Here is a 24,312-nt window from a genome sequence, read left to right on the forward strand (position 1 = left end):
TCTGGCAGCCTGCTTAGATGTTGCGGCGGTACTGGCCGCCCACCTCGAAGAACGCCTCGGTGATCTGGCCGAGCGTGCACACGCGTGCGGCGTCCATCAGCACGGCGAACACGTTTTCGTTCGTCTGCGCGACCTCACGCAGGCGAGCGAGCGCCTTCTGGGCCTCGTCGCGGTGCGCCGCCTGGTACGCCCGCGTGCGGTCGACCTGCGACTGCTTCTCCTCCTCGGTGGCGCGGGCGAGCTCGATCTTCACGACCTCGCGCTCGCCGCCCTCCGGCAGGAAGGTGTTGACGCCGATCAACGGCAGCGAGCCGTCGTGCTTGCGCTGTTCGTAGAGCATCGACTCGTCCTGGATGCGGCCGCGCTGGTAGCCGGTCTCCATCGCGCCGAGCACGCCGCCGCGTTCGGAGATGCGGTCGAACTCCGTCAGCACGGCCTCTTCGACGAGGTCGGTCAGCTCGTCGATGACGAACGAGCCCTGCAGCGGGTTCTCGTTCGCGGACAGGCCCCACTCCTTGTTGATGATCATCTGGATGGCCATCGCGCGGCGGACGGACGACTCCGTGGGAGTGGTGATCGCCTCGTCGTAGGCGTTGGTGTGCAAGGAGTTGCAGTTGTCGTACAGCGCGCACAACGCCTGGAGCGTGGTGCGGATGTCGTTGAAGTCCATCTCCTGCGCGTGCAGCGAACGGCCGGACGTCTGCACGTGGTACTTGAACTTCTGCGAACGTTCCGCAGCGCCGTAGCGGTCGCGCATGGCCACGGCCCAGATCCGCCGTGCCACCCGGCCGATGACGCTGTACTCGGCGTCCATGCCGTTGGAGAAGAAGAAGCTCAGGTTCGGCGCGAAGTCGTCGATGTTCATGCCGCGCGCCAGGTACGACTCGACGTAGGTGAAACCGTTGGCGAGCGTGAAGGCGAGCTGGCTGATGGGGTTCGCGCCGGCCTCGGCGATGTGGTAGCCGGAGATCGACACCGAGTAGAAGTTGCGCACCTGCTGCTGGATGAACCACTCCTGGATGTCCGCCATCATGCGCAGCGAGAACTCCGTGGAGAAGATGCAGGTGTTCTGGCCCTGGTCCTCCTTGAGGATGTCGGCCTGCACGGTGCCGCGGACGTTCGCCAGCGCGAAGGCCCTGATCCGGGTGTGCTCCTCGGCGGTGGGCTCGCGGTCGTTGTCCGCCTTGAACTTCTCGACCTGCTGGTCGATCACGGTGTTCAGGAAGTAGGCGAGGATCGTCGGCGCCGGGCCGTTGATCGTCATCGACACGGACGTGGTCGGCGCGACGAGGTCGAAGCCGTCGTAGAGCGCCTTCATGTCGTCGAGCGACGCGATCGAGACGCCGGAGGTGCCGATCTTGCCGTAGACGTCCGGCGGGGTGTCGGGGTCGCGGCCGTAGAGCGTCACCGAGTCGAACGCGGTCGACAGGCGGGTCGCCGGGTTGCCCTGCGACAGGTACTTGAAGCGGCGGTTGGTGCGGAAGGCGTCGCCCTCGCCGGCGAACATGCGCGCCGGGTCCTCGCCCTCGCGCTTGAACGGGAAAACGCCGGCGGTGTACGGGAAGAAGCCCGGCAGGTTCTCCTTGCGCAGGAACCGCAGCAGCGAGCCCTCGTCGTCGTACCGGGGCAGGCTGACCCGGCGGACCTGGTTGCCGGACAACGTCTCCCGCGTCAGCCTGGTGTGGATCTCCTTGTCCCGCACCTTGAACACGAGCTCGTCGCCGGAGTACTGCTCACGAGTCTCCGGCCACGCTCTGAGCAGGTCGGCGGTGTCGCGGTCGACCTTGCGCTCGGCCGCGTCCGCCAGTTCGGCGATGTCCGCGACCGTCTTTCCGGCTGCTTCCAGCGCCTTCTGCGCACCGGTGAGCTGCACGTGCGCGCGGACGGCTTCGACCTGCTCGTCGGTCTTGCGGTGGTAACCGCGCACGGTGTCGGCGATGTCGGACAGGTAGCGCGCGCGTGATGCGGGCACGATCGTGGAAGCGGAAGTCGACGTCTTGCCGTTGACGGTCGCGAGAGAGCCTTCCTCAACCGCGAGACCGTGGTCGACGAGGCCGTCGCGGAGGAACTGGTAGAGCGCGGTGACGCCGTCGTCGTTGAACGTCGCGGCGGACGTGCCGTAGACCGGCATGTCCTCCCACTTGACGCCGAACGCCTCGCGGTTGCGCACCATCTGACGCGCCACATCACGGCGTGCGTCCTCGGCACCGCGACGCTCGAACTTGTTGATGGCCACGGCGTCCGCGTAGTCGAGCATGTCGATCTTCTCGAGCTGCGACGCGGCGCCGAACTCCGGCGTCATCACGTACAGCGAGAAGTCCACGAACGGCACGATGGCCGCGTCGCCCTGACCGATGCCGGGCGTCTCGACGATGACGAGGTCCGCGCCAGACGCCTTGCACGCCACGATGGCCTGCTCCAGGCCGTCTGGGATCTCACTGCCCGCACGGCGCGTGGCCAGCGAACGGAAGAACACGCGGTCGCCGTCGAGGCAGTTCATCCGGATGCGGTCGCCGAGCAGCGCGCCACCGCCACGGCGACGCGTCGGGTCGACGGCGAGCACGGCGATGCGCAGCTTGTCCTGCTGGTCGAGCCGGAAGCGGCGAACCAGCTCGTCGGTGAGCGACGACTTGCCCGAACCACCGGTGCCGGTGATGCCCAGGACCGGCACCTTGCGGGTGGTCTCCAGTGGCTGCGCGGTCCCGGCCTCGATCTGCGTGATCGCGCGGGCGAGCGCCTCGTCCGCGCCGGTCAGCAACGCGTCGTGGCTGAACGGCTCGGCGAGCGCGTGGTCGCACTCCTCGATCATCAGGTTGATCATGCGAGCCAGGCCGAGCGTCTGCCCGTCCTGCGGCGAGAAGATCCGCGCGACTCCGCGCGAGTGCAGCAGCTCGATCTCCTCGGGGACGATGACGCCGCCACCGCCGCCGTAGACCCGGATGTGCCCGGCGCCGCGCTCGTTCAGCAGCTCGACCAGGTAGGAGAAGTACTCGACGTGCCCGCCCTGGTACGCGCTGATGGCGATGCCCTGCGCGTCCTCCTGGATAGCGGCGTTGACGACCTCCGCCACCGACCGGTTGTGCCCGAGGTGGATGACCTCCGCACCCTGCGCCTGCAGGATCCGCCGCATGATGTTGATCGCGGCGTCGTGGCCGTCGAACAGGCTGGACGCGGTCACAAAGCGCACCGGGTTCGCCGGCTTGTGCAAAGTGCCAGAAGACGTCGACGTCATGTGAATAGTTTGACTTCCTACTATTGGACGTGCAACTGAGGGTGGTCCAGGTCTCTGTATCGAGCAGGAAGCGACATGGTCCCGCCACCGGCCACAGGTTCGCTCGCGGAGCACTTCGCCCGAGGTCAGCGGCCGGACGCGAGTGACTAGCGGGCGGCGCCCCACTCGTGCGCGAGTGCGGCCGCCTCGCCGCGTGAGCCGACGCTGAGCTTCTCCAGGATCTTCGCCACGTGGAACTTCACCGTGGACTCGCTGATGTGCAGGTCCGCGGCGATGTCACGGTTGCGCCGCCCACGGGCGAGGTGGCGCAGCACCTCCAGTTCGCGGGCGCCCAGCACGGTCAGCGGATCCTCGCGCGGGTTCTCCGGCGGGCCGAGCGGCACCTCGATCGTGACCGTCGTGCCCCAGCCCGGAACCGCGTCCACCTGCACCTTGCCGCCGAGCGGTCCCAGGCGTTCGGGGACGCGGCGGGTGTCGAGGCTGCCGCAGGACAGGGTGCCGGGACCGTCGTCCCGCACGGTCGCCCTGATCGTCGTGGCCACGACCTTCCAGCCGATGTGGACGCGACGGACGCCGCGCTGGTCGTCCAGCATCGCGTGCACGGCGGAGCGGACGACCGCACTGGCCGTGGAGGCGACCTCGGTGGGCAGGACCCGGTCCGCGCCCTCCTCCGCGCCGGGCGTGCCCAGGTCCAGCCGCACGTCACGGCCGCGCAGCACCCGCCGCAGCGACTCGGCGAGACGGTCGAAGGCGTCACCGGCGCGTTCCTCGGTCAGCGCCCTCTCCAGATCGGCGCGCGAGCGCAGGTCGACGAGCGCGGTGACGGCGAGGTCGACGGCGCGCGTGCGGGCGGCGGTGTCGTCCACGGCGCGGTCGCGCAGCACGTCGAGCAGCGCGGTCAGCGCCGTCCCGTAGGCGTCACCGAGGTCGGAGATGGTCACGGCACGCGCCGCAGAGGCAGCCCGGGACACGGCGAGCGTCGCGGGCACCGCCTCGTTGCGCAGGCCCTCCATGTGCGCGGTGACCACGTCGAACAGCGCCTGCGCCGGCGCCAGGAGTTCCTCCGGCACCGGCGTGTCCTCGGCGCGCAGGAGCACCAGCAGCGCGTTCGGCTCGGAGACGGCGCTCGACAGCACCACCACGGGGACCTCGACGCCGGCCATGACCGCTCGCCCCTGCCAGGTTCCCCGCGCGGGCACCAGCGGCCGCAGCGCGGCGAGATCGGCGATCGTGGCCGACGGCCCTGGCGACTCGCCGCGGAACTTGAACGGCGCGAACGAGCAGTTGGACAACTCGGCGACCGCGCGGTGGGGAATGGTCGCGGCGACCGCATCGGACAACCGGGGCAGCATCTCGCCCAGCGGCGCCTGGATCACGTCGACGGCCGTCTGCAGGTCCATGGTCCGAGCGTAGCCCGTTCGGACAGGTGCCCGACTGGTCTTTCGGTCAGTTGGGACTAGCCGAAGTACTGGCTCGGACGGCACCTGCCGGTCGCTAGCGTTGATGTATCAACCAAACGGCGAACATCTGGAGTCAGAGATGAAGGCGATCACCTACAGCGAGTTCGGCGGCCCGGAGGTCCTGCACCTGGACGAGGTCGCGGAACCGCACGCCGGACCGGGTCAGGTGCGGCTGAAGGTCGTGGCCGCGGCGGTCAACCCGCTGGACTACAAGATCCGCAACGGCTGGATGCCGCACATGGCGCCGTCCTTCCCCGCGATCCCGGGCCTGGAGGCGGCCGGCGTCGTCGACGAGGTCGGCGAGGGCGTCACCGGCGTCGCGGTCGGCGACGAGGTCCTGGCCTGGACCGTCACCGGCGCCTACGCCGAGCACGCGCTGGCCACCGACTTCGCCGCCAAGCCCGCGGACCTCGACTGGGACACGGCCGCCGCACTGCCCGTGGCCGTCGAGACCTCGGTCCGCGTGCTCGACACGCTGAAGGTCGGAGAGGGCGACACGCTGCTGCTGCACGGTGCGGCGGGCGTGGTCGGCGCCGTCGGCGTCCAGCTCGCGGTGGCCCGCGGCGCCACGGTCATCGGTACCGCGTCGCCCCGCAACCACGACTACCTGCGCTTTCTCGGCGCCATCCCGGTCGCCTACGGTGACGGGCTCGCCGACCGGGTGCGCGCTGCCGCGCCGCAGGGCGTCGACGCCGTGTTCGACGCGGCCGGGCAGGGCGACCTGCCGGTGTCGATCGAGCTGCGCGGCGGCACCGATCGGATCGTCACCATCGCCGACCCGTCGGCCGCCGAGCTCGGCGTGACGTTCTCCGCCGGCGGAGGCCCGTTCGGCGCCCAGCTCACCGAGTACGCCCGCCTCGCCGCCGACGGCAAGCTCGGGGTGCGTGTCGCGCAGAGCCTTCCGCTGGCCGAGGCCGGCCAGGCGCAGGAACTGAGCGCGACCGGTCACGCGGACGGCAAGATCGTGCTGCGTCCGTCGTCCTGAGGCGATACTTGAGTCATGACTCAACGTGTCGCGGTGACCGGAGGCAGTGGCAAGCTCGGGCGAGCCGTCGTGGCCGACCTGCTGGAGCACGGCTGGGAGGTCCACAACCTCGACCAGGCCGCTCCCCCGGCCCCTCAGGGGTGCGAGTTCACCCGCGTCGACCTGACCGACTACGGCCAGGTCGTGGAGGCGATCAGCGGCATCGACGACAGGTACGCCGGGCTGCACGCCGTGGTGCACCTGGCGGCGATTCCCGGTCCGGGCGTGGCGCCGAACGCCAAGACGTTCCACAACAACGTGACGAGCACGTACAACGTGTTTGCCGCCGCACGGCTGGCGGGCGTGCGCAATGTCGTGTGGGCGTCCAGCGAGACGGTGCTCGGTCTGCCGTTCGAGACTCCCCCGCCGTACATCCCCATCGACGAGGAGTACGCGGGGCGCCCGGAGACGTCGTACTCGCTGGGCAAGCTCGTCGACGAGACGCTCGCCCAGCAGTTCTGCCGGTGGGAGCCGGAGATGAAGATCATCGGGCTGCGGTTCTCGAACGTCATGGAGCCGCACGACTACGAGCGCTTCCCGTTCGACGCCGACCCTCTCTCGCGCAAGTGGAACCTCTGGTCGTACATCGACGCACGTGACGGCGCTCAGGCCGTGCGGAAGGCTTTGGCACACAACGCGACGGGCTTCGACGTGTTCATCATCGCCAACGCCGACACGTGCATGACGACGCCGAACGACGAGCTGGTCGCGAAGGTCTACCCCGGCGTGCCGCTCAAACGGGAGTTTGGTCCGCACGAGACTCTGCTGTCGATTGAGAAGGCACGGCGGGTGCTGGGGTTCGAGCCCGCGCACACCTGGCGGTCGTGACCTCCCTGGCGAGCCCGAACAGCTCGTCCGCCGCCCGCGCCCTCGGTTTCACCTGCCGCAGGTGGTTGAGGGCGCGGGCGAGCAGCAGTTCGGCCTGCTGCTCGCACCACCTGCGCCCACCGGCCCGCTCCACCAGGTCGGCCAGCTCGCGGGGTTCGGCCGCCACGGCGTAGACGTCGGTGCCGGCGTCGATCGCGGCCACGACCGGCAGGGTGCGGCGGCCGTGCGCGAGGTCGTCGTACAGCGGCCGGCCGCTGACGGTGGCGCCGCCCCAGATGGCCTCCACGTCGTCCATGTGCTTGCGCGCCAGGCCGACGTCGTCGCCGAACTCCCTGAGGTGCCCGGCCTGGCTCCTGCTCGCACCGCCGGCCAGGGCACCCAGCTCGCACGCGCAGGTGGCCAGCGCTGCGTGCTTCGCCGCCGCCACGCCGAGATGTTCCGCCATGTCCACGTCGTCCCGTTCGCCCATCTCGATTTCCTGGACATAACCGTCCACAACGGACAGCAGGGCGACGTTGAGGATCATCACCTCGGGCTTGGTGAGCCTGGCGAAGGCGAGCGACAGCAGCGCGTCGGCCGCGGAGACGGCCCGGTCGTCGCCGAACTCCACCCACGCGCTCGGCTGGTGACCACGGCTGACCGCGCGGGACATCAGGTCCGCGTGCAGCTGTTCGTGCTGGTGAGCGAGCTCCAGCGCGACGGCGACCCGGACCGCCGGGGCAGAGTCGCCGATCGTCTCGGCCGACAGCAACGCCAGCGCGGCCGTGGTGAAGTCGGACCGCTGGTACTCGACCACTTCGCGGGTTTCGTCCGGAAGGTCGGCCAGCGCGGCCTGCAACAGCGGCTCGACCACGGCACGGGTTCGCTCCAGCACGTCCTGCGGCGGCGCGACCACGTCGATGCTCGTCATGCGCTTTCCTCCCAGACCACGGGAAATCACGCTAAACCCGCAGCTCAACGCTCAAACACCAGTGCCACTGACGTGTTAAAGAGGGGCACGATCCGGCGAGCGGGACTACGTTGATGTTGCACGGGTTGTCGTCACCGTCACCCGACCGAGACCGTCGTTCTTCTTGAGGGGCTTACCTTGCGCTACACCAAGCTCGCCGGCATGGACGTGTCCGAGATCTGCCTCGGCATGATGAGCTACGGAGATCCGGCACGGGGCGGCCACCCGTGGTCGTTGCCGGAGGAGGACTCCCGGCCGTTCATCAAGGCCGCCCTCGAAGCCGGCATCAACTTCTTCGACACCGCCAACGTCTACTCCGCCGGGTCCTCTGAGGAGATCACCGGCAGTGCGCTGCGGGAGTTCGCCCGCCGCGACGAGATCGTGCTCGCCACCAAGGTGAACGGCCGCATGCACGAGGGCTCCAACGGCGCGGGCCTGTCCCGCAAGGCCATCTTCGCCGAGATCGACAACTCGCTGCGCCGGCTGGGCACGGACTACGTGGACCTGTACCAGATCCACCGCTTCGACCCGAACGTCCCGCTGGAGGAGACGCTCGAAGCGCTGCACGACGTGGTGAAGTCCGGCAAGGCGCGCTACATCGGCGCGTCGTCCATGTACGCGTGGCAGTTCGCCAAGGCGTTGTTCACGCAACGGCAGAACGGCTGGACGAAGTTCGTGTCGATGCAGAACCACTACAACCTCCTCTACCGCGAGGAGGAGCGCGAGATGCTGCCGCTGTGCGCGGACCAGGGCGTCGCCGTGATCCCGTGGAGCCCGCTCGCCCGCGGCCGGCTGACCCGTGACTGGGACGCCGTCACCGCGCGCACCGAGACCGACGAGTTCGGGTCCACTTTGTACGTCGACACGGACCGCGCGATCGTCGAACAGGTCGCCGCCGTTGCCGCCGCTCGCGGTGTCTCACGCGCCCAGGTGGCGTTGGCGTGGCTGCACCGCAACCCGGTCGTGACGGCCCCGATCGTCGGTGTCACGAAGCCGGCGCAGCTCGACGACGCGGTGGCGTCGCTGGAGTTCACGCTGACCGACGACGAGGTGCGGCTGCTGGAGGAAGCCTATGTGCCGCACCGCATCGCCGGTCACTCCTGATCACTTGATCTTCAACGGCTGATCGGACAGCACGTCGGCGTTGCGCATCCTGGCCCACACCAGGTCGACGGTGACGCCTGCCAGCAGGCCGATCGCGACCACGAACCACGTGAGCTTGTGCAGCGCCGCGATGTCGAGCGCGGTCGTGGCGATCACCTGCTGGGACACCACGTACAGCAACACCGAGGCGATACCCGTGGCCGCGCCACGCACGACTGCCAGCATGAAGTCCGAGGTCGCCACCGTCATGTCGTGCACGATCGCGCCACCGACCGCTGCCAGCAGCGGTCCGCCGAGAACGCAGGCGAGAGCCACGGTGAAGTTCGTCGTCTGAGCTCCCAGCACGATGCTGAACACCGCCAAGCCCAGCGAGAGAAGAGCCACGACCCCGTGCGCCGTGCGGGACCGACGTGCGCTCTTCTCTCGTTGCTGCTCTTGGCGCCGATGTTCGCCGCGCCGCGTCAGCTGGTCCTGCAGGCTCTTCACCAACCGTGCGGCCGAGTCGTCGCCCCAGTCCGCCCCCATCAGGTCGAGATCGTCCTGGGTGACGTCGTTCTTGGGTTCGTTGAAGGTCTGCCACACGGTCAGCGCACTCGCGCCGAAGCAGGCGACGGCGAAGACCGGCATCCTCTGCGCCATGGCCATCACACCCGCGATCCGGGTGGAACGACCGCCGCCGATCAGCAGCAGGCTGTCGGCCTCGAACAACGCCCGGTAATAGGAGACCTCCCACTCCGAGGCCGGGTTCTTCCGCACCTTCAGCACGTGTTTCAAGTGCGGCGGGACGCCGAAGTCCACGTCGCGGCTGTGTGGTGTGTGGACGACGATCTCGCCTGGATGCTGGGCGTCGAGCTCTGCCAGATAGCCCTTCACCACATCTCTCTCGATGTAGTTCTCGCTGCTGGAGAACACGACCAGGTCGAATCCGGCCTTGGCGAGCTCACGGCCGATCGCCTCGCTCGCGGCCGGGATCATCTCCCCGTCCTTGAGATTCGGTTCGTAGGTACGGCCGAGGGAACCGCTACCGGTGATCACGATCGTGGGCCGCATCGCGCACATCCTTTCGTTCCTACATCGGTTCCAGGTGGCCGAGCCCGAGGTAGCTCGACCTCCTGCCGCAGACCTGGCATCTCGCCCTGGCGGTGGAAAGTTCGGTCTCGGCCAGTTCCCGCGCGGTGTGCAGACCTTCAACGAAGAAGAAGATCCGATCCGTTGCAGCCCGGCAGTGCGGACACCCGTGGGCGATCGCCTCGCGGTCGAGGACGACGAGCATCTGGTCGTGGCTGATCTCGGTGATCTCGCCGGCCGGCAGGAAGAGCAGCTCCTCCACGTCGGTGAACTCGATGATCTTGGCAGCGTTGTCCGGCGGCAGGTTCCTCGGGTCGGGCGAACGGCCCCACAGATCCTGCAGCCGCCACGGAACCGGTTGTCGTGTGACGTTCTCGGCCCGCAGGTCCGCGAGCGCGGTGCGGATCGCCGCCGTGAGACCGGTCCCGCCAGGCTGGAAGCTGATGCCGCGGTACGCCTTGTGCAGGTGGCCGACCTGCTTGTCGGTGGCGGTGAACCGCGGGGTGAGGAGGTTCCCGGCGAAGTCCGTCGCGTCGCCCATCGCCCCCGCCAGCGCGATCAGGTCGTTCAACGTGCCCTGGTACCGCTCGCCGCACACCAGAACGGTGATCGGCAGCATGTTCGCGCGGTTGAGGTAGGCGACCTCGCGCAGCAGACCAGGGCCGGTGATCGGACGCGACATCGGTGCGTCCACCAACGCGTCCTGCAACTCCTCACCGGTCGCGATCTGATGCCGCGAGTCGGCGAACGGGAACTCCGGGAAGTCGACGTCCTTGGGCGACAGGTACAACACGATGGCGTCCGCGGCGAACATCCGCTCCAGCACGACGCGAGGCCAGTTCTCCCGCGTCGCCGGGATGATGTCGACGCGCGGGTCGATGGCGTCACGGTCCCGTTGGTCGGTGACGATCTCGATCCGCCCGGAGCCACCGTCCAGTGCCGCCGCAAGACTGTCGATGACCTCGTAGGCCGTGCCGTCACCAGTGAACGTGCGCAGGAACAACACGCGCGGATCACCCGGATCAGCCGCCGCGTCACCACCGGCTCCAACCCACGAGAGCCCTGACTCGCGAGGCTCACCGTTGTTCCAGGCGTGGAGTGCGGACACGCCGAGCGGCGAGCTCAAGCCTTCACGATCGGCCTCGCCGACGTCACTGTGCACGAGCATCATCGGGGCCTTGACGAGATGCCGCCGCTGGCTGTGCAACCTCTCCTCGACGGTGGCGCGCAGCTCGGCGTCCTCGCCGGTCAACGGAAGCGCGCGTGCCAGCAGCCGGCAGGACTCCTCGAGGTCCGCCCGATGACTGCGCCGCCGATATCTGCGGAACAGCAGGTAGGCCGCGTCCTTCAGGTTGTCCGCGGCCCAGGCGGGTGCCGTCCGCTCGGTCGCGGAGGCGGCGTCGGTCAGCAGGCCGATCGCCCGGTCGAGATCGCCGCGCACACCGTTGAGCTGCCACTGCCGGAAGAGGATCTGGCCACGCAGCCCCAGGTAGATCGCCCGATCCGGTGCCCCGCCGATCGACTCGGCCGAATCGAGCGTCGCCATCGCCAGGTCGAGCACGGCCGGATTGCGCGTCTCGGCACCGACACTCGCCATCTCGACGCACATCTGCAGAATCCCCTGGTTCAGCAACGACAACAGCGCCTGGCCCGCGCCCGGATCGATGCCTGCCTCCGCACTGCGGCGGTCGACCACGTCACCGAAGTGCGCAACACCGCCGAGCCAGGCCGGATCCAGGTCCAGGCCCGCCTGAATCACCGACCTGGCCTCGTCGAACGCCGCCGCATCGGAGAACCGGTCGAGCCGATCCGCGAGGAGGTGGAGCAGCAGTGCCCGGCACCGGGACCGCCCCGCTTCGCCGAGGGGTCCGGACAACGCGGCACGGGTGTGCTGAAGCGCTTGGCCGAGATCGTCCTGGTCACCGGACACGAGATAGCGCCCGCGCAGTCCGGCCGCGAGGTTCACGAGGAACTCCGCGTGCTTCGGTTCCGCTTCCCCGAAGAGCGCCACCGTCGCACGGGCGGTGGCGATCGCGGCGTCGAAGTCCTCGATCCGGCCCGTCTCCTCGGCCAGCCTCGACTCGGCGGCGAAGAGGTTGGACAGCCGGCGTCCCTGCTCCGACACCGGGCCGGGCGGATTCACGGACCGGCGCCCGAGGTCGACCGACAACCGGAGATCGTCCAGGTCGCCGGTCAACGACGACTGTTCGAACAGCATGAACCCGAGCGACGACAGCAGTCCGGGATCGGTGGCCTGACCCGCCAGCTCACGTGCGAGCGCGGCCGCCCTGCCGAGATCGTCCGCGAACCCCGTCCTCGTCCACCGCTCACGCAGCCGCCGAGCCTGGATCCACGCCAGTTCGGTCCGGTGCTCCTGCTGGACGCGAACGTCGCGCAGCAGGTCCTCGTTGAGGTCGATGAGGTCGTCGAGATCGGTCGCCACCTCACCGATCTCGCGCCGGGCGTGCAGGAGGTCGCACAGCATCGCGCTCGCGTGGAACCAGCCCTCCTCGTTCTCCGGGAACAGGATCCGCTGCCGGCGCCGCGCGGCGATCGCGTCGTCGAGATCCTCGTCGGTGCCGGTCAGGCGATAGCGCGTTTGCAGTGCGTCGGCCTGTGAGGCGATCAGGAACGGCTTGTCGTCGCGCGGCACGAACGACATGGCCACCGTTCCCAGGCGCACGACCTCGTTCAAGTGCACGATGTCGCGCGTTCGTGCGAAGGCGGCGGCACGAGCGCCGCGCAGTCTCATGGCGATGCCGAGACGAACCCGACGCCAGACGTCGCGGTCACCGTCGCCGCGTTCCGCGAGGGCTGCGCGGACCAGATCGTCGTCCTCGGCTCCGGTGGCGATCACCTCGTCGAGGTCCTCGGCCCGGCCGGAGTCCTGCCACCGCAACCACAACGCCGTCATCAGCGCGTCGACGCAGGTCGGCCGGATCGCGAGCCGGTGCCCGCCGTCCCGGAACTCGCCGAGGACCGCGATCGCCTCGTCCAGGCTCGCGTCCGCACAGTCGGTGACGAACGCGTCGATCTGACCGAGCGCGTCGACGGCGCACTCGTGCAGGTCGACGTCGTCGAGCACGACGTCGATCAACGGCCGGAACTCGTCGACGACGGTGTCCAGTTCCACGGCACGCGTCAACATCAGCCCGACCAGTTCCGACGATCCGGTCTGGTCGGTGTACCAGGAGGATGCGGTGACGATGCACGCCATGGTGCCGAGTTCGCGGTCGTCGGCCGTCTGCACGGCCAGTTCCTGCGGAGTCGGCGGTGGCGAGTTGCCGTTCAGGAACGCGGCGAGCCGCTCGATCGCGCCGCCGACACCGCTCAAGTCACGCCTCCCGGTAGGGGCTGGGTGACTACCTGTCGCAGGTGAGGATCGGATCGTTACGGCGCTTTCGGTCAACGCTGAAGCTATGGAGCACACCACAAAAATGTCGCCGGGCAGCGGTTGCTGCCCGGCGACACCTGTCCGCACCAACGGTCACACGAAGGCGCTCTGCCCGGTGATCGCCTTGCCGACGATCAGCGTGTTCATCTCGCGGGTGCCCTCGAACGAGTAGATCGCCTCGGCGTCGGCGAAGAAGCGAGCGACGTCGTAGCCGAGCACGATGCCGTTGCCACCGAAGATCTCCCGCGCCCAGGCGACGACCTCGCGCATCCGGGAGGTGACGAACGCCTTGGCCAGCGACGAGTGCTCGTCCTGGAAGATGCCGGCGTCCTGCAACCTGGCGAGCTGCACGAGCATGCCCCAGGAGGCGGTGATGTTGCCGAGCGACTTCACCAGCATGTCCTGCACCATCTGGAACCGGGCGATGGGGCGACCGAACTGCTTGCGCTCCTGGGAGTAGGCCAGCGCGAGCTCGTAGGCGCCGATCATCACGCCGAGCGCCTGCCAGGCGACGCCGCCACGGGTCGCGCGCAGGATCTCGGCCACGTCGCGGAACGAGTTGATGCGCTGCAACCGGTTCGCTTCCGGCACGCGGACGTCGGTGAGCGTGATCTCGGCGTTCTCCACGATCCGGAACGCGATCTTGCCCTCGATCTTCTCCGCGACGAAGCCGGGCGTGCCCTTCTCGACCACGAACCCCTTGACGTTGTTGTCCTCCAGGTCGCGGGCCCACACGATCACGTAGTCGGCGAACGTGGCGTTGCCGATCCACTTCTTGGCGCCGTTCAACACCCACGTGTCACCGTCGCGCTGCGCCGTGGTGCGCATGCCGCCGGCCACGTCGGAGCCGCCGAGCGGTTCGGTCATCGCGAACGCGCCGATCTTGTCCATCGCGGCCATGGCCGGCAGCCAGCGGTCGCGCTGCTCCTGGTCGCCGCCCGCGTAGATCGAGTACATCGCGAGTCCGTTGTGGACGCCGAAGAACGTGGCGACGGAGGCGTCGGTGCGGGTGAGCTCCATGGCCAGCATGCCGGTGAGCAGGTTGCTGACGGCTCCGGGGTGCTCGCCGTAGCCCTCGTAGGACAGCGCGGTGAGTCCGGCGCCGCGGAACTTGTCGATCAGCTCACGAGGGAACTCGCCCTTGGCCCAGTACTCGTTGACCATCGGCTTGATCTCGGTGGTCATGAAGTCGCGGGCGCTCAGCAGGATCTTGCGCTCTTCGTCGCTGAGCAGCGCCTCGTAGTCGTAGAAGTCGGCGACCAGCTGGTCTTCGAGACGTTCCATGATCAGTTCTCCTCCAATGCCGTCAGCACGGCGAGCTGCTTGCGGTCGCGCGCCTCGGACAGTTCCGAGTACGTGGAGGAGCCGTAAGCGTCTTCAACAGCTTCGATCAGTCGTTCGGGATCTTGCGAGGGGGTGCCGAGCTCCAAGCCCTGCATGGACTTGCCGATGTGCTCGGCGAGGTGCCGGTAGCCGCCGGGGCCACCACCGAGGTGGGCGCCGAGGAACGGGCCGACGGTCGCCCAGCGCAGGCCGAGCGAGTTCGTCACGACCGCGTCGAGGTCGGCCGGGGTCACCACACCCTGTTCGACGAGGTAGGCGGCTTCGCGGGACAGCGCGGCCTGCAGCCGGTTGCCGACGAAACCGGGGATCTCCTTGCGTTCGACGACCGGCGTGCGGCCGACCGAGCGGTAGAACTCCACCGCGCGCTGGACGGACTCCTCGGAAGTCTGTTCGCCCGGCACGACCTCGACCAGCGGGATGACGTGCGGCGGGTTGAACGGGTGTCCGATCAGGATCCGCGACCCGTCGATGCCCTCGGCGAACGCCGTGGACGGGATCGCGGACGACGAGCTGAGCAGCAGGGCGTGGGCAGGTGCTTCCTTCACGAGTTCCGCGAACAACGCCTTCTTGAACTCCAGGTTCTCCGGGCCGTTCTCCTGCACGAAGTCCGCGTCCCGCACGGCTTCCGCGACACTCGCGGCAACCTGCACGCCGTCCGGAACGACCTCCGCGAGGTCCGGACGAGGGTCGGTGACCCGCACGGTCATGCCGTGCTCCGAGAACAACCGGGCCCACGAAAGACCGATGACACCTGCACCGATCACTGCGACCGTGGTCATGACGCCTCCAAGTAGTTGTGAACCGGCTTGGCGGGAGCGAGCGTCAGGTCGGTGATGATGTGACTGGCGGACACGACCTCCAGCACGGGGAGGTCGGCGAGCGGTGCGAGAACGTGCTGGAACAGCTGCAACCGCGCGGGCCCGGTGTAGGCGGCCTTTACCACGACGTCGGTGATCTCCGTGCGCACGAGCTCCTGGACCCGCAGCGTTCCGTCGTAGTCGGGGATGGTCTTCAGCATGAACGTCGGAACCGTGATCTCCGCCTCGGCCTGACGGCGGTCCAGCTCGAAGTGCTTGTACCCCATGGTCGCGGTGGCCACCCGGAGCGTGCCGTAGTCCAGCGTCCCGACCAGCGCGCCGTTGTCGGCGTACAACGTCGGTGACGCCATCACCTTCGGGTAGGCGCTCACCTCGCGGCCGGACGCGGTGGCGGCGAAGCTGTCCAGGTACATCGCGTGCAGGTACTCGCCGCGTTCGCCGTCGAAGACCACCTGGATCGCCTGGCCGGCCTCGGTGTAGGGCCCGTAGCCGGTGACGTCGTTCATCTTCATGACCTCGAACCGCACGAGCGGCTCGTCGATCTCCAACGGCGCCGGGACGACCGCCCGCAGCGCGTCGGGATCCGTGCGGTACACGATGTTCAGGTACTCGCGGTCGTAGAATCGGGGCTGCACCGCGGGAAACGCGGGAGCGGTCAGGGGCGTGATGCCGAGTGCCATGTCAGCGTCCCGTCCACTGTGGAGCGCGGCGCTCGGCGAACGCGGTCATGCCCTCGCGCACGTCGGCCGACGTCATCAGCTTGGCGATCTCGGTGCGCTGTGCCGCCCAACGGTCAGCCGCACGCACCACGTTCTTCACGGCGGCCAAGGCCAACGGTGCGTTCTCGGCGATCTTTCCGGCCAGCTGCAACGCGACCGCGGCGGTCTCACCGGCGGGCACCACCCGGTTCGCCAGGCCCAGCGCCCCTGCCCGGATGCCGTCGATCGGTTCGCCGGTCAGCAGGAGCTCCATCGCGATGTGGTGCGGGATCCGTTCCGGCAGGCGGACAACTCCCCCGCCGGCGGCGATCAGGCCGCGCTTCACCTCTGGCAGCCCGAACTTCGCGTCCTCGGCGGCGACGATCAGGTCGCAGCCCAGCGCCAGCTCGAACCCGCCACCCATCGCGAACCCCTCGACCGCGGCGATCAACGGCTTGGACAGCTCGGCCTCGGTGAGCCCGCCGAACCCGCGGCCGGCGACCTCCGGCGACTCGCCCTTCAGCGCGGCCTTGAGATCCATGCCCGCGCTGAACGTGCCGCCTGCGCCGGTGAGCACGCCCACGCGCAGTTCCGGGGTGGCCTCCAACTCGTCCAGCGCGGCGGACAGCTCAGCGGCGGTGGCCGCGTTGACGGCGTTGCGGGCTTCCGGACGGTCGATCGTGATCAGCAATGCCGAGCCGACGCGCTCGGTGCGCACAACAGTCATCTCAGACTCCAATCTCGGCGAGCACTTCAGCGGTGTCCTGGCCGGGCAGCGGGGCCAGCCGGCGGACGGTGGCGGGCGTGGCGGAGAACCGGACCGGGATGCCGATCGAGCGGACAGCGCCCTCGGTGGGGTGCTGCACGACGTCGAGCAGGTGCCCGTCGCGGACGTAGGGGTCCTCGTGCGCCTTGTCGAGCTCCAGCACCGGCCCGAAGGGGATGCTGTGCTTCACGCACACCTCGGCCCACTCCTCGGTGGTGAGCGCGGACGCGCACTCGTCGAGGAGGCCCATCAGGTCGTCGGTGTCACCGGGGTCGATCCGCTCGCCCGTGACGCGCGGATCGTCGACCAGGTCGGGACGCCCGGCTGCGGCGAAGAAGTCGCGGAAGTTCTGCGGGTTGTAGGGCACGACGCAGGCGAGACCGTCCTTGGTGTGCACGGCGTGGTGGCCCTTGGCCATCGACAGGTTGAAGCCCGTCGGCCCCTCCTCCGGCACGAACGCGTGGCCCGCGAGGTGCTCGACGAGGTTGAACGCGATCATCGTGTCCGCCATCGGGATCTCGACGCGCTGGCCCTCACCGGTGGAGTTCCGGTGCACCAGCGCGGCGAGCACGCTGTAGGCGATGGTCAGCGACGACACCTTGTCGCCGATGATCGTCGGCAGGTAGACGGGCCGCCCGATCGCGCGGTTGGCGATGTCGACCAGCCCGGACGCACCCTGGATGGTCTCGTCGTAGGCGGCGATGCCCGCGCGGTCGGAGTCGCCGCGGAAGCCCTGGGCGTGGGCGTAGATCAGGCCGGGGTTGCGCTCGGCGACGTCGGCGTGGTCGAGGCCGAGCCTGCTCAGCGCGCCGGGGCGCATGTTGGTGATCAGCACGTCGGCCGTGTCGATCAGCTTGAGGGCCTTCTCGCGGTCGTCCTCGTCCTTGAGGTTGAGGGCGACGCTGCGCTTGTTCCGGTTGACGTTGAGGCTCAACGGCGTCATGCCCGGCGTGGTGCGGTAGCGGCCGTTGCGGACGGTGTCCACAGGCGACTCGATCTTGATCACGTCGGCGCCGAGGTCTCCGAGGATCTGGGCCGCGTACGGGCCCATCACCACGGTCGAGAGGTCGATCACCCGGATGCCGGCCAGCGGGCCGGCGGTGATGTCCGTCATCGTTCGTCCTTTCGCACCTGCTTCGTTCTTGTACAACCGAAGCTAGTGACCAATTCGGCGAAAGGGAACGATCATGTCGCGAACAATGGTATGACCACAGCGGTCATACCATTGTTCATTTGACGATCGGCGTCGCGAAAATCTCGCGAGCGGCCTCGATGATTTCTTCGAGGTCGCCGTTCACGCCGCGGTCGCGCCGCCACAGCAGACCGGTGTCGAGCTGTGCGCGGAAGTCCTCGAACGGCAGCACCGCCATGTTGTCCAGCTGGTAGCCGCGCATCGCGCTGCCCTCGTCGAGCATCGAGACGGAGAACCCGAGCCCGCTGGACACGATCTCCGAGGTGCCCTGATAGCCGGTGTTGCTGAGCTGGATGCGCTTTCTGATGCCCAGTTCGAACAGCTGCCTATCGAGCTGCTCGAAATACGCGGGCATCATTTCCTCCGGCCCCTTCGCGTACGCGAGATCGGTGAGATCCGCCAGTTTGACCGATTCGCGGCCGTGGAACTGGTCGGCCGGCACGACAGCGCCGAGGCGTTCCGTCATCACGTGCAACGTCTCAAGAGAGGCCTCCTGCACGGGCAGACGCGCCAACGTGAGGGCGAGCTTCCCGTCCTTCACCGCTGCGACGAGGTCCGCGGTCGTGCCCGGCCACCGCTTGACCTCGAACCGCGCCTCGACTCGCTCGGCCAGGACGTTGAGGCGCTCACGCAGCACCGGGTGGACCCCGGCGGGCATGCCGACGAACACCGTGGACCGCTCGGGTGTGGCGGCCTGATCCAGGCGCCACCTGATCGACCCGACCTGGTCCAGCACGTCCCGCGCGATCGGCAGCAACGCCGCGCCCGCCGGCGTCAGCGCCACGTGGTGGGTGCTGCGGTCGAACAGTCTGCGGCCGAGTTCGTGTTCCAGGTCCTTGATCCGCTGACTCAGCGGTGAGGCGGCCATGTGCAGTTTGCGCGCGGCCGCCGAGAAGTTGAGCTCCTCGGCGACCGCCACGAAGTACCGGAGGTGCAGCAGTTCCACCCGATCGACACTAGTCCGTTCGGCTCAGCCCTGTTTGCGGGCGACGATCGCGGCGTTCGCGCCGGCCGACAGCAGTGGAATGGTGGTGATGTCCCGGAAACCCGCGCCGGTGAGCCACTCCCGGTACTCCGCGCCGGTCCAGTTCTGCCCGCCGGCGGTCTCCACCAGCATGTTGACCCCCATCAGGGCGGCGATCTCCGGGCCGGTCTCGTCGTCGTCCAGCACCAGTTCGCAGATGATGACCGCGCCGCCGGAAGGCAGTGCGGCGTGACACTTCTCCAGGATCCGGCGCGAGGTCTGCTCGTCCCAGTCGTGCAGGATCATGCTGAGCAGGATCACGTCGTGCCCGGCCGGGAGCTCCGCGTCGATGAGGAAATCGCCGCTGTGCAAGGAGATCCGATCCGTGGCAGTGGCCTTCCGCACCACGTGCGGGAGGTCGTAGACGGTCGCGCGCAGGTCCGGGTAGCGCTCGCACAGGACGACCGGGAACGGGCCCATCCCGCCGCCGAGGTCGAGCAGGTTGCGGTGACGCCCGAAGTCGTACGCGTCGGCGAGTGCCATCGCGGTGAACGACGAGATCGCGAACAGCGCGTCCCAGAAGTTGTCCAGCACCACCGGGTCCGAGGTCGTGAACGAGGCATGCGAAGTCGTGGGAGCGTTGGTGCGCAACGCCTCCTGCAACTGGCCCCACGCCGGGTAGCCGACCATGTCGTTGTACCGCACGAACCCGCCGAAGTACTGCGCCTTGCCCGGCACCAGGTACTCCGCCGCGACCGGACTGTTCCGGTAGCGATCGCCTTCCTTGGTGAGGAACCCGAGCGCCGTGCAGCTGCTCAGCAGTATTCGCAACGGACGCGGTTGCAGGCCGAGGTCGGCGGCCAGCTCCGCGGAAGTGGCTTGGTCAAGCCGATCCACGGCGGCGAACAGTCCGATGTCGACGGCGGCGGCCATCACCTTGAACCGCCAGTAGCCGGTCGTCAGCTCGATCACCAGGCCCGGATTCATCCGTCCAAACCCGCCAATCTGCGTGAAGCCTCCGACTCGCCCCAGCGGAACCCGATGCGGCGCGACAACTCGACCGCCTCGCCGTAGGACTCCCTGGCACGTGTCGCTCGGCCCGCCAGCTCGTGCACGATGCCACGGTCGAGCAGCACACCCGCCTCGATCTGCCGGTCCCCCACCGAACGCGCCAGCCGCAGCGCCTCCTCGGCCAGTTCCAGCGCCTGGTCCAGCGACCCGAGCTGACGGTGGGCGTCGGCCATGTTCGCCAGCGCGTGCAGCTCACCGGAACGGTCGCCACACGCTCGGAATGTCGTCAGGGTGTCCTCGTAGCAGACCAGCGCGGCCGCCAGATCGCCGAGCGCCGCGTGCACAAGGCCCAGGTTCGTGCGCACGTAAGCAGCGCCCTGCGAGTCGTCCAGCTCCTCGCGCAACCTCAGCGACGCCTCCAGCGAGGTCACCGCCGCCGGCAGGTCGCGGCGGCGCCAGTGCACGATGCCGAGGTTGTTGAGCGTCACGGCTTCGAGCTGGCGGTCGTGCAGCTCACGGGCCAGGCTCAGCGCGGCCGTCCAGTGCTGCTGGGCCTCGGCGAACTTGAACCCGCGCTCGCAGGCGGCGCCGAGTTCCTTCAACGCCAGCGCTTCCGCGCGGATGTCGCCCAGCGAACGAGCGGCCTCCAAGGCCAGGGTGTTCAGGGCGGCCCAGTCCGCCACCTCCGAGCGGCGGCGGAAGTACCAGGACAGCCCGGCGGCGAACGCGACCGTGTCGGCCGGCGAGGCCTGCTGGGCGGCGGCGATCAGGTTGTCGCGTTCCTCGGCGAGCCACAGGTCGGTCGGGTTGTCCGCCAGGGCTTCCAGGTAGTGCTTGTGCAGACGTTCCAGCGCCAGCGACCGTTCCTCGGACGACTCCGTGCCGCGGCAGCGTTCCCGCGCGAACAGCCGCAGCAGGTCGTGCAGGGCGAACCGGCCGGGAACCGGTTCCTCGACGAGGTGCGCGTCGGCCAGCTCGGCGAGCAACTCCTCGACGTCCGGCACGTCGGTCAGCGCCCGTGCCGCCGCGACCGCGAAGTCCGGCCCGTCGAGCAACCCCAGCAGCCGGAAAACCCTTGCCACGGCCGGAGATCCCAGCTCGGCATAACTGACCTCGAACGCCGACCGGACCGCGACGTCACCGGCCTTCAGTTCGTCGAGCCGTCGTGTCTCGTCCGCCAGCCGCGCCGCCAGCAGCGGCGCGGTCCACTGTGGACGAGCGGCGAGCCGCGCGCCCGCGATCCTCAGTGCGAGAGGCAGTCCACCGCACCAGCGCACGAGTCCGGCCGCGTCGTCGACCTTTCCGGCGACGCCTTCCAGCAGCCGGAAGGCGTCCTCCAGCGGCAGCGCGCCGAGCTTGACGTACGAGGCGCCATCGAGCGAGGTGAGCGGACGACGTGACGTGATCAGCACGGCCGAGCCCGGCCCGGTCGGCAGCAGCCGCCTGACCTGGGCGGCGGTGGCAACGTTGTCGAGCACCACGAGCAGCCGGCGCGAGGCGGTGAGCGACCGGTAGCGCAGGGCCTCCTCGTCACCGGGCCGTTCGCCGAGCGCCCGCAGGAACTGGCTGAGGATCCGGTCCGACGCGCCGTCGGACAGGTCGGCGTAGAGCTGGCCGTCCGGGAAGTTCGCCGCGATCTCGTGCGCCGCCCGCACCGCGAGCGCCGACTTGCCGATGCCCGCCTGCCCGGTGATCACGCACACCGCGACCCGGTCCTGGCGGCGGGTCTGCGCCTTGATCAGGGCGAGTTCGCGGCTTCGTCCGGCGAAGGTGACCACGTCCGGCGGCAGCTGGCGGATCGCCGACGCGCCAACGGGTTTCGCCCGCAGGATCTCGGCCTGCAGTCTTCTGAGCGACTCCCCCGGCTCGACGCCGAGCTCGTCCTGGAGCACCCGGCGGCACTCCTGGTAGGCAGCCAGCGCCTCGGCCGGCCGCCCTGCCCGGTGCAGCGCGACCATCTGCTGCTCACGCAGGCGTTCGTTCAACGGATGCTCGCGCACCCACTCGTTGAGGTCCGCGACGATCTCGACGTGCCGCCCCAGATCCAGCTCCGCCTCGGCGCACTCGACCCGAGCGGCCAGCCGCAACTCCTCGACCTGGGCGATGACCCCGCGCAGCAGCCCGGACGCGGCAAGATCGGCCAGCGCGGGCCCGCGCCACAACGCGAGCGCCTCCCGATAACGCTGCGGCGTGCGTTCCTTGCGGGCGACGTCCAGCAACTCGGTGAACCGGGTCAGGTCCAGCTCGGCCGGATCGACCGACATCAGGTAGCCGGGCGGGCGCGACAACAGCCGTGATCCGACGATCTTGCGCAGCTGGTAGACGTAGACCTGCAGGTTCTTGAGCGCCGTCTTGGGCGGTGCGTCGTCCCACAGCACGCTGATCAGCCGGTCGACCGACAGCACCCGCCCCGGCTGCGCGAGCAACAGCGCGAGCACCGCCCGTTGCTTGGGCGGCCCAAGGCTCAGGCGCACGCCGTCATCGGCGTAACACTCCACCGGCCCGAGCACCCGGAACTCCACAACTCCTGATCGTAACTACCGGATGCATACCGGACGCATGCCACGCGCCCTGACGTTTGACCCATGACGAAAACATCACTGGCCCTGGTGGTGGCACTCGGCACTTTGGCCGCAGCCGTGTCCCCCGCCCAGGCTGCCGAGCCCTACTCCGAGAGCCCGTCCGAGTCCTACGCCGTCCGTTCGAGTTCCGGCTACGACGTGGTCGTCGGCGGCGTCAAGAGAGCCACCGTCAACGTCAGCGACCCCGCGTACACGGTCCGTTCAACGTCTTCTGCCGATGGCACACATACCGCCGTGATCTCCGACTTCGACGGCACACGCGGTAGCTCGTTGCAGACGTTTGACCGCTACGGCAAGTCTCGTTTCATAGCGCGTGGCGCGATCACGTCGGCGGTCTTCCACGGTTCGTCGCTGGCCTACGCCGACGGCGAGAACGTGGTGGTGAACGGCGTCGTCGCGGGCAGGCTCAAGGGCCGCGCACCCCAGCTGCTCGGCTTCACCTCCGACGGCACCGGCCTGCTCGCGGTCGTGCACCCGGACGCCGCCGACGACAGCACCTACGTGGGTTCGCTGGTGCGCTTCGACCTGAAGTCCGGCGCCGCCAAGCCGTTGGTCACCTCCGACTCCTCCGCGCTGTACCGCGACTTCAAGCTCGTGGACGTGCGCGGCGAACGGCACGTCAGCTTCATCAAGCACAACGAGATCTACCGCTGCGGCGGCGCCGACCCGCAATGGCTGGGCCTGGTCTCCGAGGACGGCGCAGTCCGTTCGCTGATCGGCGAGACCCGCCACCACTACCGCGGCGCGGTGTGGAGCGCGGATGGCTCGAAGGTGGCGTACGAGGTCATGGGTTGCGTGTCCGACAAGACCCGCGGGCCCGACCAGTTCGCCGGCTTCAACGGCGTCTACGTCCAGGACCGGACCTCGGGTATCGCTTCCCGCGTCGTCGAGGGGCTGTCGTTCAACTACGCGCTGACGGGGTTCGCTGATGGCTCCGCGGTCATCGGAAGCCCGGCCAAGGGCTACCTGAAGGCTGCCTCGGATTTGAAGGCGTCTTCACTGGACGGCGAGGTCACCACGATGGGCCGGCTGAACCGCGCCGAGTACATCCACCAGCTGTGGGACACCCGCAACGAGTTCAACGGCAACTCCTCCTGCGGCCCGACCAGCGCCGTGATCGACCTCGTCACCTACCAACTCCCCACCGAGTTCGGCGTCCAGGTCGCACAACCGTCGTCGCACTGGTCGAAATGGGGCCGCTACATCACCGACGAGTTCACCAACCGCGGCACCACCTTCAACCGCACCATGAACGACTGGTCCCGCACCGGCAGCTGGAAGGGCGCGCACGGCTGGATCACCGGCTACTACTGCGGCGGCAACCCGGCCCGCCCCTGCGCCTCCTGGGAATCCGAACGCGACTTCCTGTCCCGCAACGGCGCCGCGGTCCAACAGGGCAACTTCACCCCGGCCCAGGTCCGCGCGTTCCTCGACCAGGGCAAGTTCGTCATCATGAGCGGCAGCTGGGGCTCGACCGCCGGCCACCTGTCCGTCGTGATCGGGTACCACGACAACGGCTCGTTCTACGTCCACGACACCTATGGGGCGGGGACGGACGGCAGCTACGACGGCGCGAACCAGCTGTACACGTGGAACTACATCGCGCCCGTGCAGATGTGGGCGGCCTGACCCGCGATTAGGCCGTTCAGTTCAGACGTCAACGGCGAAGCAAAGATTCTAACGCGAAATTGGTTGAGCAGGGACAGCATCACTGATCCGGAGCAGACCCACCCTGCCCGTTGGTGTGAACCTGATCGTGGCCCCTCGGCGCGGAAGTATCGTGCGAATCAGCAGCGGGTGCACCCGCCGAGGGGGTCACGAGGATGTAGCCGATGACGTTCGGGGCGAGCATACGCAGAGCACGCGGAAAACAGTCGA

17 protein-coding genes are annotated in these 24,312 nt (G+C 68.8%); 4 read left to right on the forward strand and 13 right to left on the reverse strand.

Going from position 1 to position 24,312, the window contains the following annotated elements; translation table 11 throughout:
- Positions 1–13 precede the first annotated feature (13 nt).
- A complete protein-coding gene (icmF, locus tag B0F77_RS36330; protein WP_086667574.1) occupies positions 14–3,232 on the reverse strand; it encodes a fused isobutyryl-CoA mutase/GTPase IcmF in 3,219 nt (1,072 codons plus the stop codon).
- A 146-nt stretch (positions 3,233–3,378) separates the two neighbouring features.
- Positions 3,379–4,632, reverse strand: coding sequence for a helix-turn-helix transcriptional regulator (locus tag B0F77_RS50635; protein WP_086667575.1), 1,254 nt, complete (start codon positions 4,630–4,632; stop codon positions 3,379–3,381).
- Between the two features lie 139 nt (positions 4,633–4,771).
- Between B0F77_RS50635 and B0F77_RS36340 the strand changes: the two genes are divergently transcribed.
- Both B0F77_RS36340 and B0F77_RS36345 read left to right on the forward strand, forming a co-directional pair.
- Complete coding sequence (locus tag B0F77_RS36340; protein WP_086667576.1) at positions 4,772–5,677, forward strand: NADP-dependent oxidoreductase; 906 nt, start codon at positions 4,772–4,774, stop codon at positions 5,675–5,677.
- A 15-nt stretch (positions 5,678–5,692) separates the two neighbouring features.
- Complete coding sequence (locus B0F77_RS36345; RefSeq protein ID WP_086667577.1) at positions 5,693–6,544, forward strand: NAD-dependent epimerase/dehydratase family protein; 852 nt, start codon at positions 5,693–5,695, stop codon at positions 6,542–6,544.
- Here the strand turns inward: B0F77_RS36345 and B0F77_RS36350 are convergent.
- Positions 6,450–7,454, reverse strand: coding sequence for a polyprenyl synthetase family protein (locus tag B0F77_RS36350; protein WP_086667578.1), 1,005 nt, complete (start codon positions 7,452–7,454; stop codon positions 6,450–6,452). The two genes, B0F77_RS36345 and B0F77_RS36350, sit on opposite strands and share 95 nt — an antisense overlap.
- Positions 7,455–7,631: 177 nt before the next feature.
- Between B0F77_RS36350 and B0F77_RS36355 the strand changes: the two genes are divergently transcribed.
- A complete protein-coding gene (locus tag B0F77_RS36355; RefSeq protein WP_086667579.1) occupies positions 7,632–8,597 on the forward strand; it encodes an aldo/keto reductase in 966 nt (321 codons plus the stop codon).
- On the opposite strand, the gene B0F77_RS36360 is transcribed toward B0F77_RS36355, so the two are convergent.
- From B0F77_RS36360 to B0F77_RS36405, 10 genes are all read right to left on the reverse strand, one after another.
- Complete coding sequence (locus B0F77_RS36360) at positions 8,598–9,647, reverse strand: hypothetical protein (RefSeq protein WP_143467088.1); 1,050 nt, start codon at positions 9,645–9,647, stop codon at positions 8,598–8,600.
- A 19-nt stretch (positions 9,648–9,666) separates the two neighbouring features.
- The gene (locus tag B0F77_RS36365; RefSeq protein WP_086667581.1) at positions 9,667–12,999 is read right to left on the reverse strand and encodes a hypothetical protein; all 3,333 of its coding nucleotides are present in this window, start codon (positions 12,997–12,999) and stop codon (positions 9,667–9,669) included.
- A gap of 153 nt (positions 13,000–13,152) precedes the next feature.
- Complete coding sequence (locus B0F77_RS36370) at positions 13,153–14,343, reverse strand: acyl-CoA dehydrogenase family protein (RefSeq protein WP_169731034.1); 1,191 nt, start codon at positions 14,341–14,343, stop codon at positions 13,153–13,155.
- Positions 14,344–14,345: 2 nt separating this feature from the next.
- On the reverse strand, positions 14,346–15,182 hold the full coding sequence (locus B0F77_RS36375; protein WP_086667583.1) for a 3-hydroxyacyl-CoA dehydrogenase NAD-binding domain-containing protein: 837 nt from the start codon (positions 15,180–15,182) through the stop codon (positions 14,346–14,348).
- Positions 15,179–15,901 carry an acetoacetate decarboxylase gene (locus B0F77_RS36380; RefSeq protein WP_086667584.1) on the reverse strand — a complete coding sequence of 241 codons (723 nt, stop codon included), beginning with the start codon at positions 15,899–15,901 and terminating at the stop codon, positions 15,179–15,181. Before B0F77_RS36380 ends, B0F77_RS36375 begins: the two co-directional genes overlap by 4 nt.
- A 1-nt stretch (position 15,902) precedes the next feature.
- The gene (locus tag B0F77_RS36385) at positions 15,903–16,646 is read right to left on the reverse strand and encodes a crotonase/enoyl-CoA hydratase family protein (protein ID WP_086667585.1); all 744 of its coding nucleotides are present in this window, start codon (positions 16,644–16,646) and stop codon (positions 15,903–15,905) included.
- Between the two features lies 1 nt (position 16,647).
- Positions 16,648–17,799, reverse strand: a complete 1,152-nt coding sequence (locus B0F77_RS36390) for a CaiB/BaiF CoA transferase family protein (protein ID WP_211294210.1) — start codon at positions 17,797–17,799, stop codon at positions 16,648–16,650.
- 115 nt (positions 17,800–17,914) lie between these two features.
- Complete coding sequence (locus B0F77_RS36395) at positions 17,915–18,823, reverse strand: LysR family transcriptional regulator (RefSeq protein WP_086667586.1); 909 nt, start codon at positions 18,821–18,823, stop codon at positions 17,915–17,917.
- Positions 18,824–18,847: 24 nt separating this feature from the next.
- On the reverse strand, positions 18,848–19,828 hold the full coding sequence (locus tag B0F77_RS36400; protein WP_086667587.1) for a methyltransferase: 981 nt from the start codon (positions 19,826–19,828) through the stop codon (positions 18,848–18,850).
- Positions 19,825–22,374, reverse strand: coding sequence for an AfsR/SARP family transcriptional regulator (locus B0F77_RS36405; RefSeq protein WP_086667588.1), 2,550 nt, complete (start codon positions 22,372–22,374; stop codon positions 19,825–19,827). The genes B0F77_RS36400 and B0F77_RS36405 overlap by 4 nt, the downstream gene beginning before the upstream one ends.
- A gap of 63 nt (positions 22,375–22,437) precedes the next feature.
- On the opposite strand from B0F77_RS36405, the gene B0F77_RS36410 reads away from it, so the two are divergent.
- Positions 22,438–24,063 (forward strand): C39 family peptidase, encoded by a 1,626-nt coding sequence (locus tag B0F77_RS36410; RefSeq protein ID WP_143467090.1) that lies wholly within the window; start codon positions 22,438–22,440, stop codon positions 24,061–24,063.
- Positions 24,064–24,312 lie beyond the last annotated feature (249 nt).

The organism is Lentzea kentuckyensis, from assembly GCF_002150765.1.
In the GTDB taxonomy this organism is placed as follows: domain Bacteria; phylum Actinomycetota; class Actinomycetes; order Mycobacteriales; family Pseudonocardiaceae; genus Lentzea; species Lentzea kentuckyensis.

Excerpts from the sequence above, each read along its gene's own strand:
- B0F77_RS36380 (WP_086667584.1), bottom strand. The coding sequence starts at position 15,901 with ATGGCACTCGGCATCACGCCCCTGACCGCTCCCGCGTTTCCCGCGGTG.
- icmF (WP_086667574.1), bottom strand. The coding sequence starts at position 3,232 with ATGACGTCGACGTCTTCTGGCACTTTGCACAAGCCGGCGAACCCGGTG.
- B0F77_RS36340 (WP_086667576.1), top strand. The coding sequence starts at position 4,772 with ATGAAGGCGATCACCTACAGCGAGTTCGGCGGCCCGGAGGTCCTGCAC.
- B0F77_RS36370 (WP_169731034.1), bottom strand. The coding sequence starts at position 14,343 with ATGGAACGTCTCGAAGACCAGCTGGTCGCCGACTTCTACGACTACGAG.
- B0F77_RS36375 (WP_086667583.1), bottom strand. The coding sequence starts at position 15,182 with ATGACCACGGTCGCAGTGATCGGTGCAGGTGTCATCGGTCTTTCGTGG.
- B0F77_RS36360 (WP_143467088.1), bottom strand. The coding sequence starts at position 9,647 with ATGCGGCCCACGATCGTGATCACCGGTAGCGGTTCCCTCGGCCGTACC.
- B0F77_RS36385 (WP_086667585.1), bottom strand. The coding sequence starts at position 16,646 with ATGACTGTTGTGCGCACCGAGCGCGTCGGCTCGGCATTGCTGATCACG.
- B0F77_RS50635 (WP_086667575.1), bottom strand. The coding sequence starts at position 4,632 with ATGGACCTGCAGACGGCCGTCGACGTGATCCAGGCGCCGCTGGGCGAG.
- B0F77_RS36350 (WP_086667578.1), bottom strand. The coding sequence starts at position 7,454 with ATGACGAGCATCGACGTGGTCGCGCCGCCGCAGGACGTGCTGGAGCGA.
- B0F77_RS36390 (WP_211294210.1), bottom strand. The coding sequence starts at position 17,799 with ATGACGGACATCACCGCCGGCCCGCTGGCCGGCATCCGGGTGATCGAC.
- B0F77_RS36345 (WP_086667577.1), top strand. The coding sequence starts at position 5,693 with ATGACTCAACGTGTCGCGGTGACCGGAGGCAGTGGCAAGCTCGGGCGA.
- B0F77_RS36400 (WP_086667587.1), bottom strand. The coding sequence starts at position 19,828 with ATGAATCCGGGCCTGGTGATCGAGCTGACGACCGGCTACTGGCGGTTC.
- B0F77_RS36410 (WP_143467090.1), top strand. The coding sequence starts at position 22,438 with ATGACGAAAACATCACTGGCCCTGGTGGTGGCACTCGGCACTTTGGCC.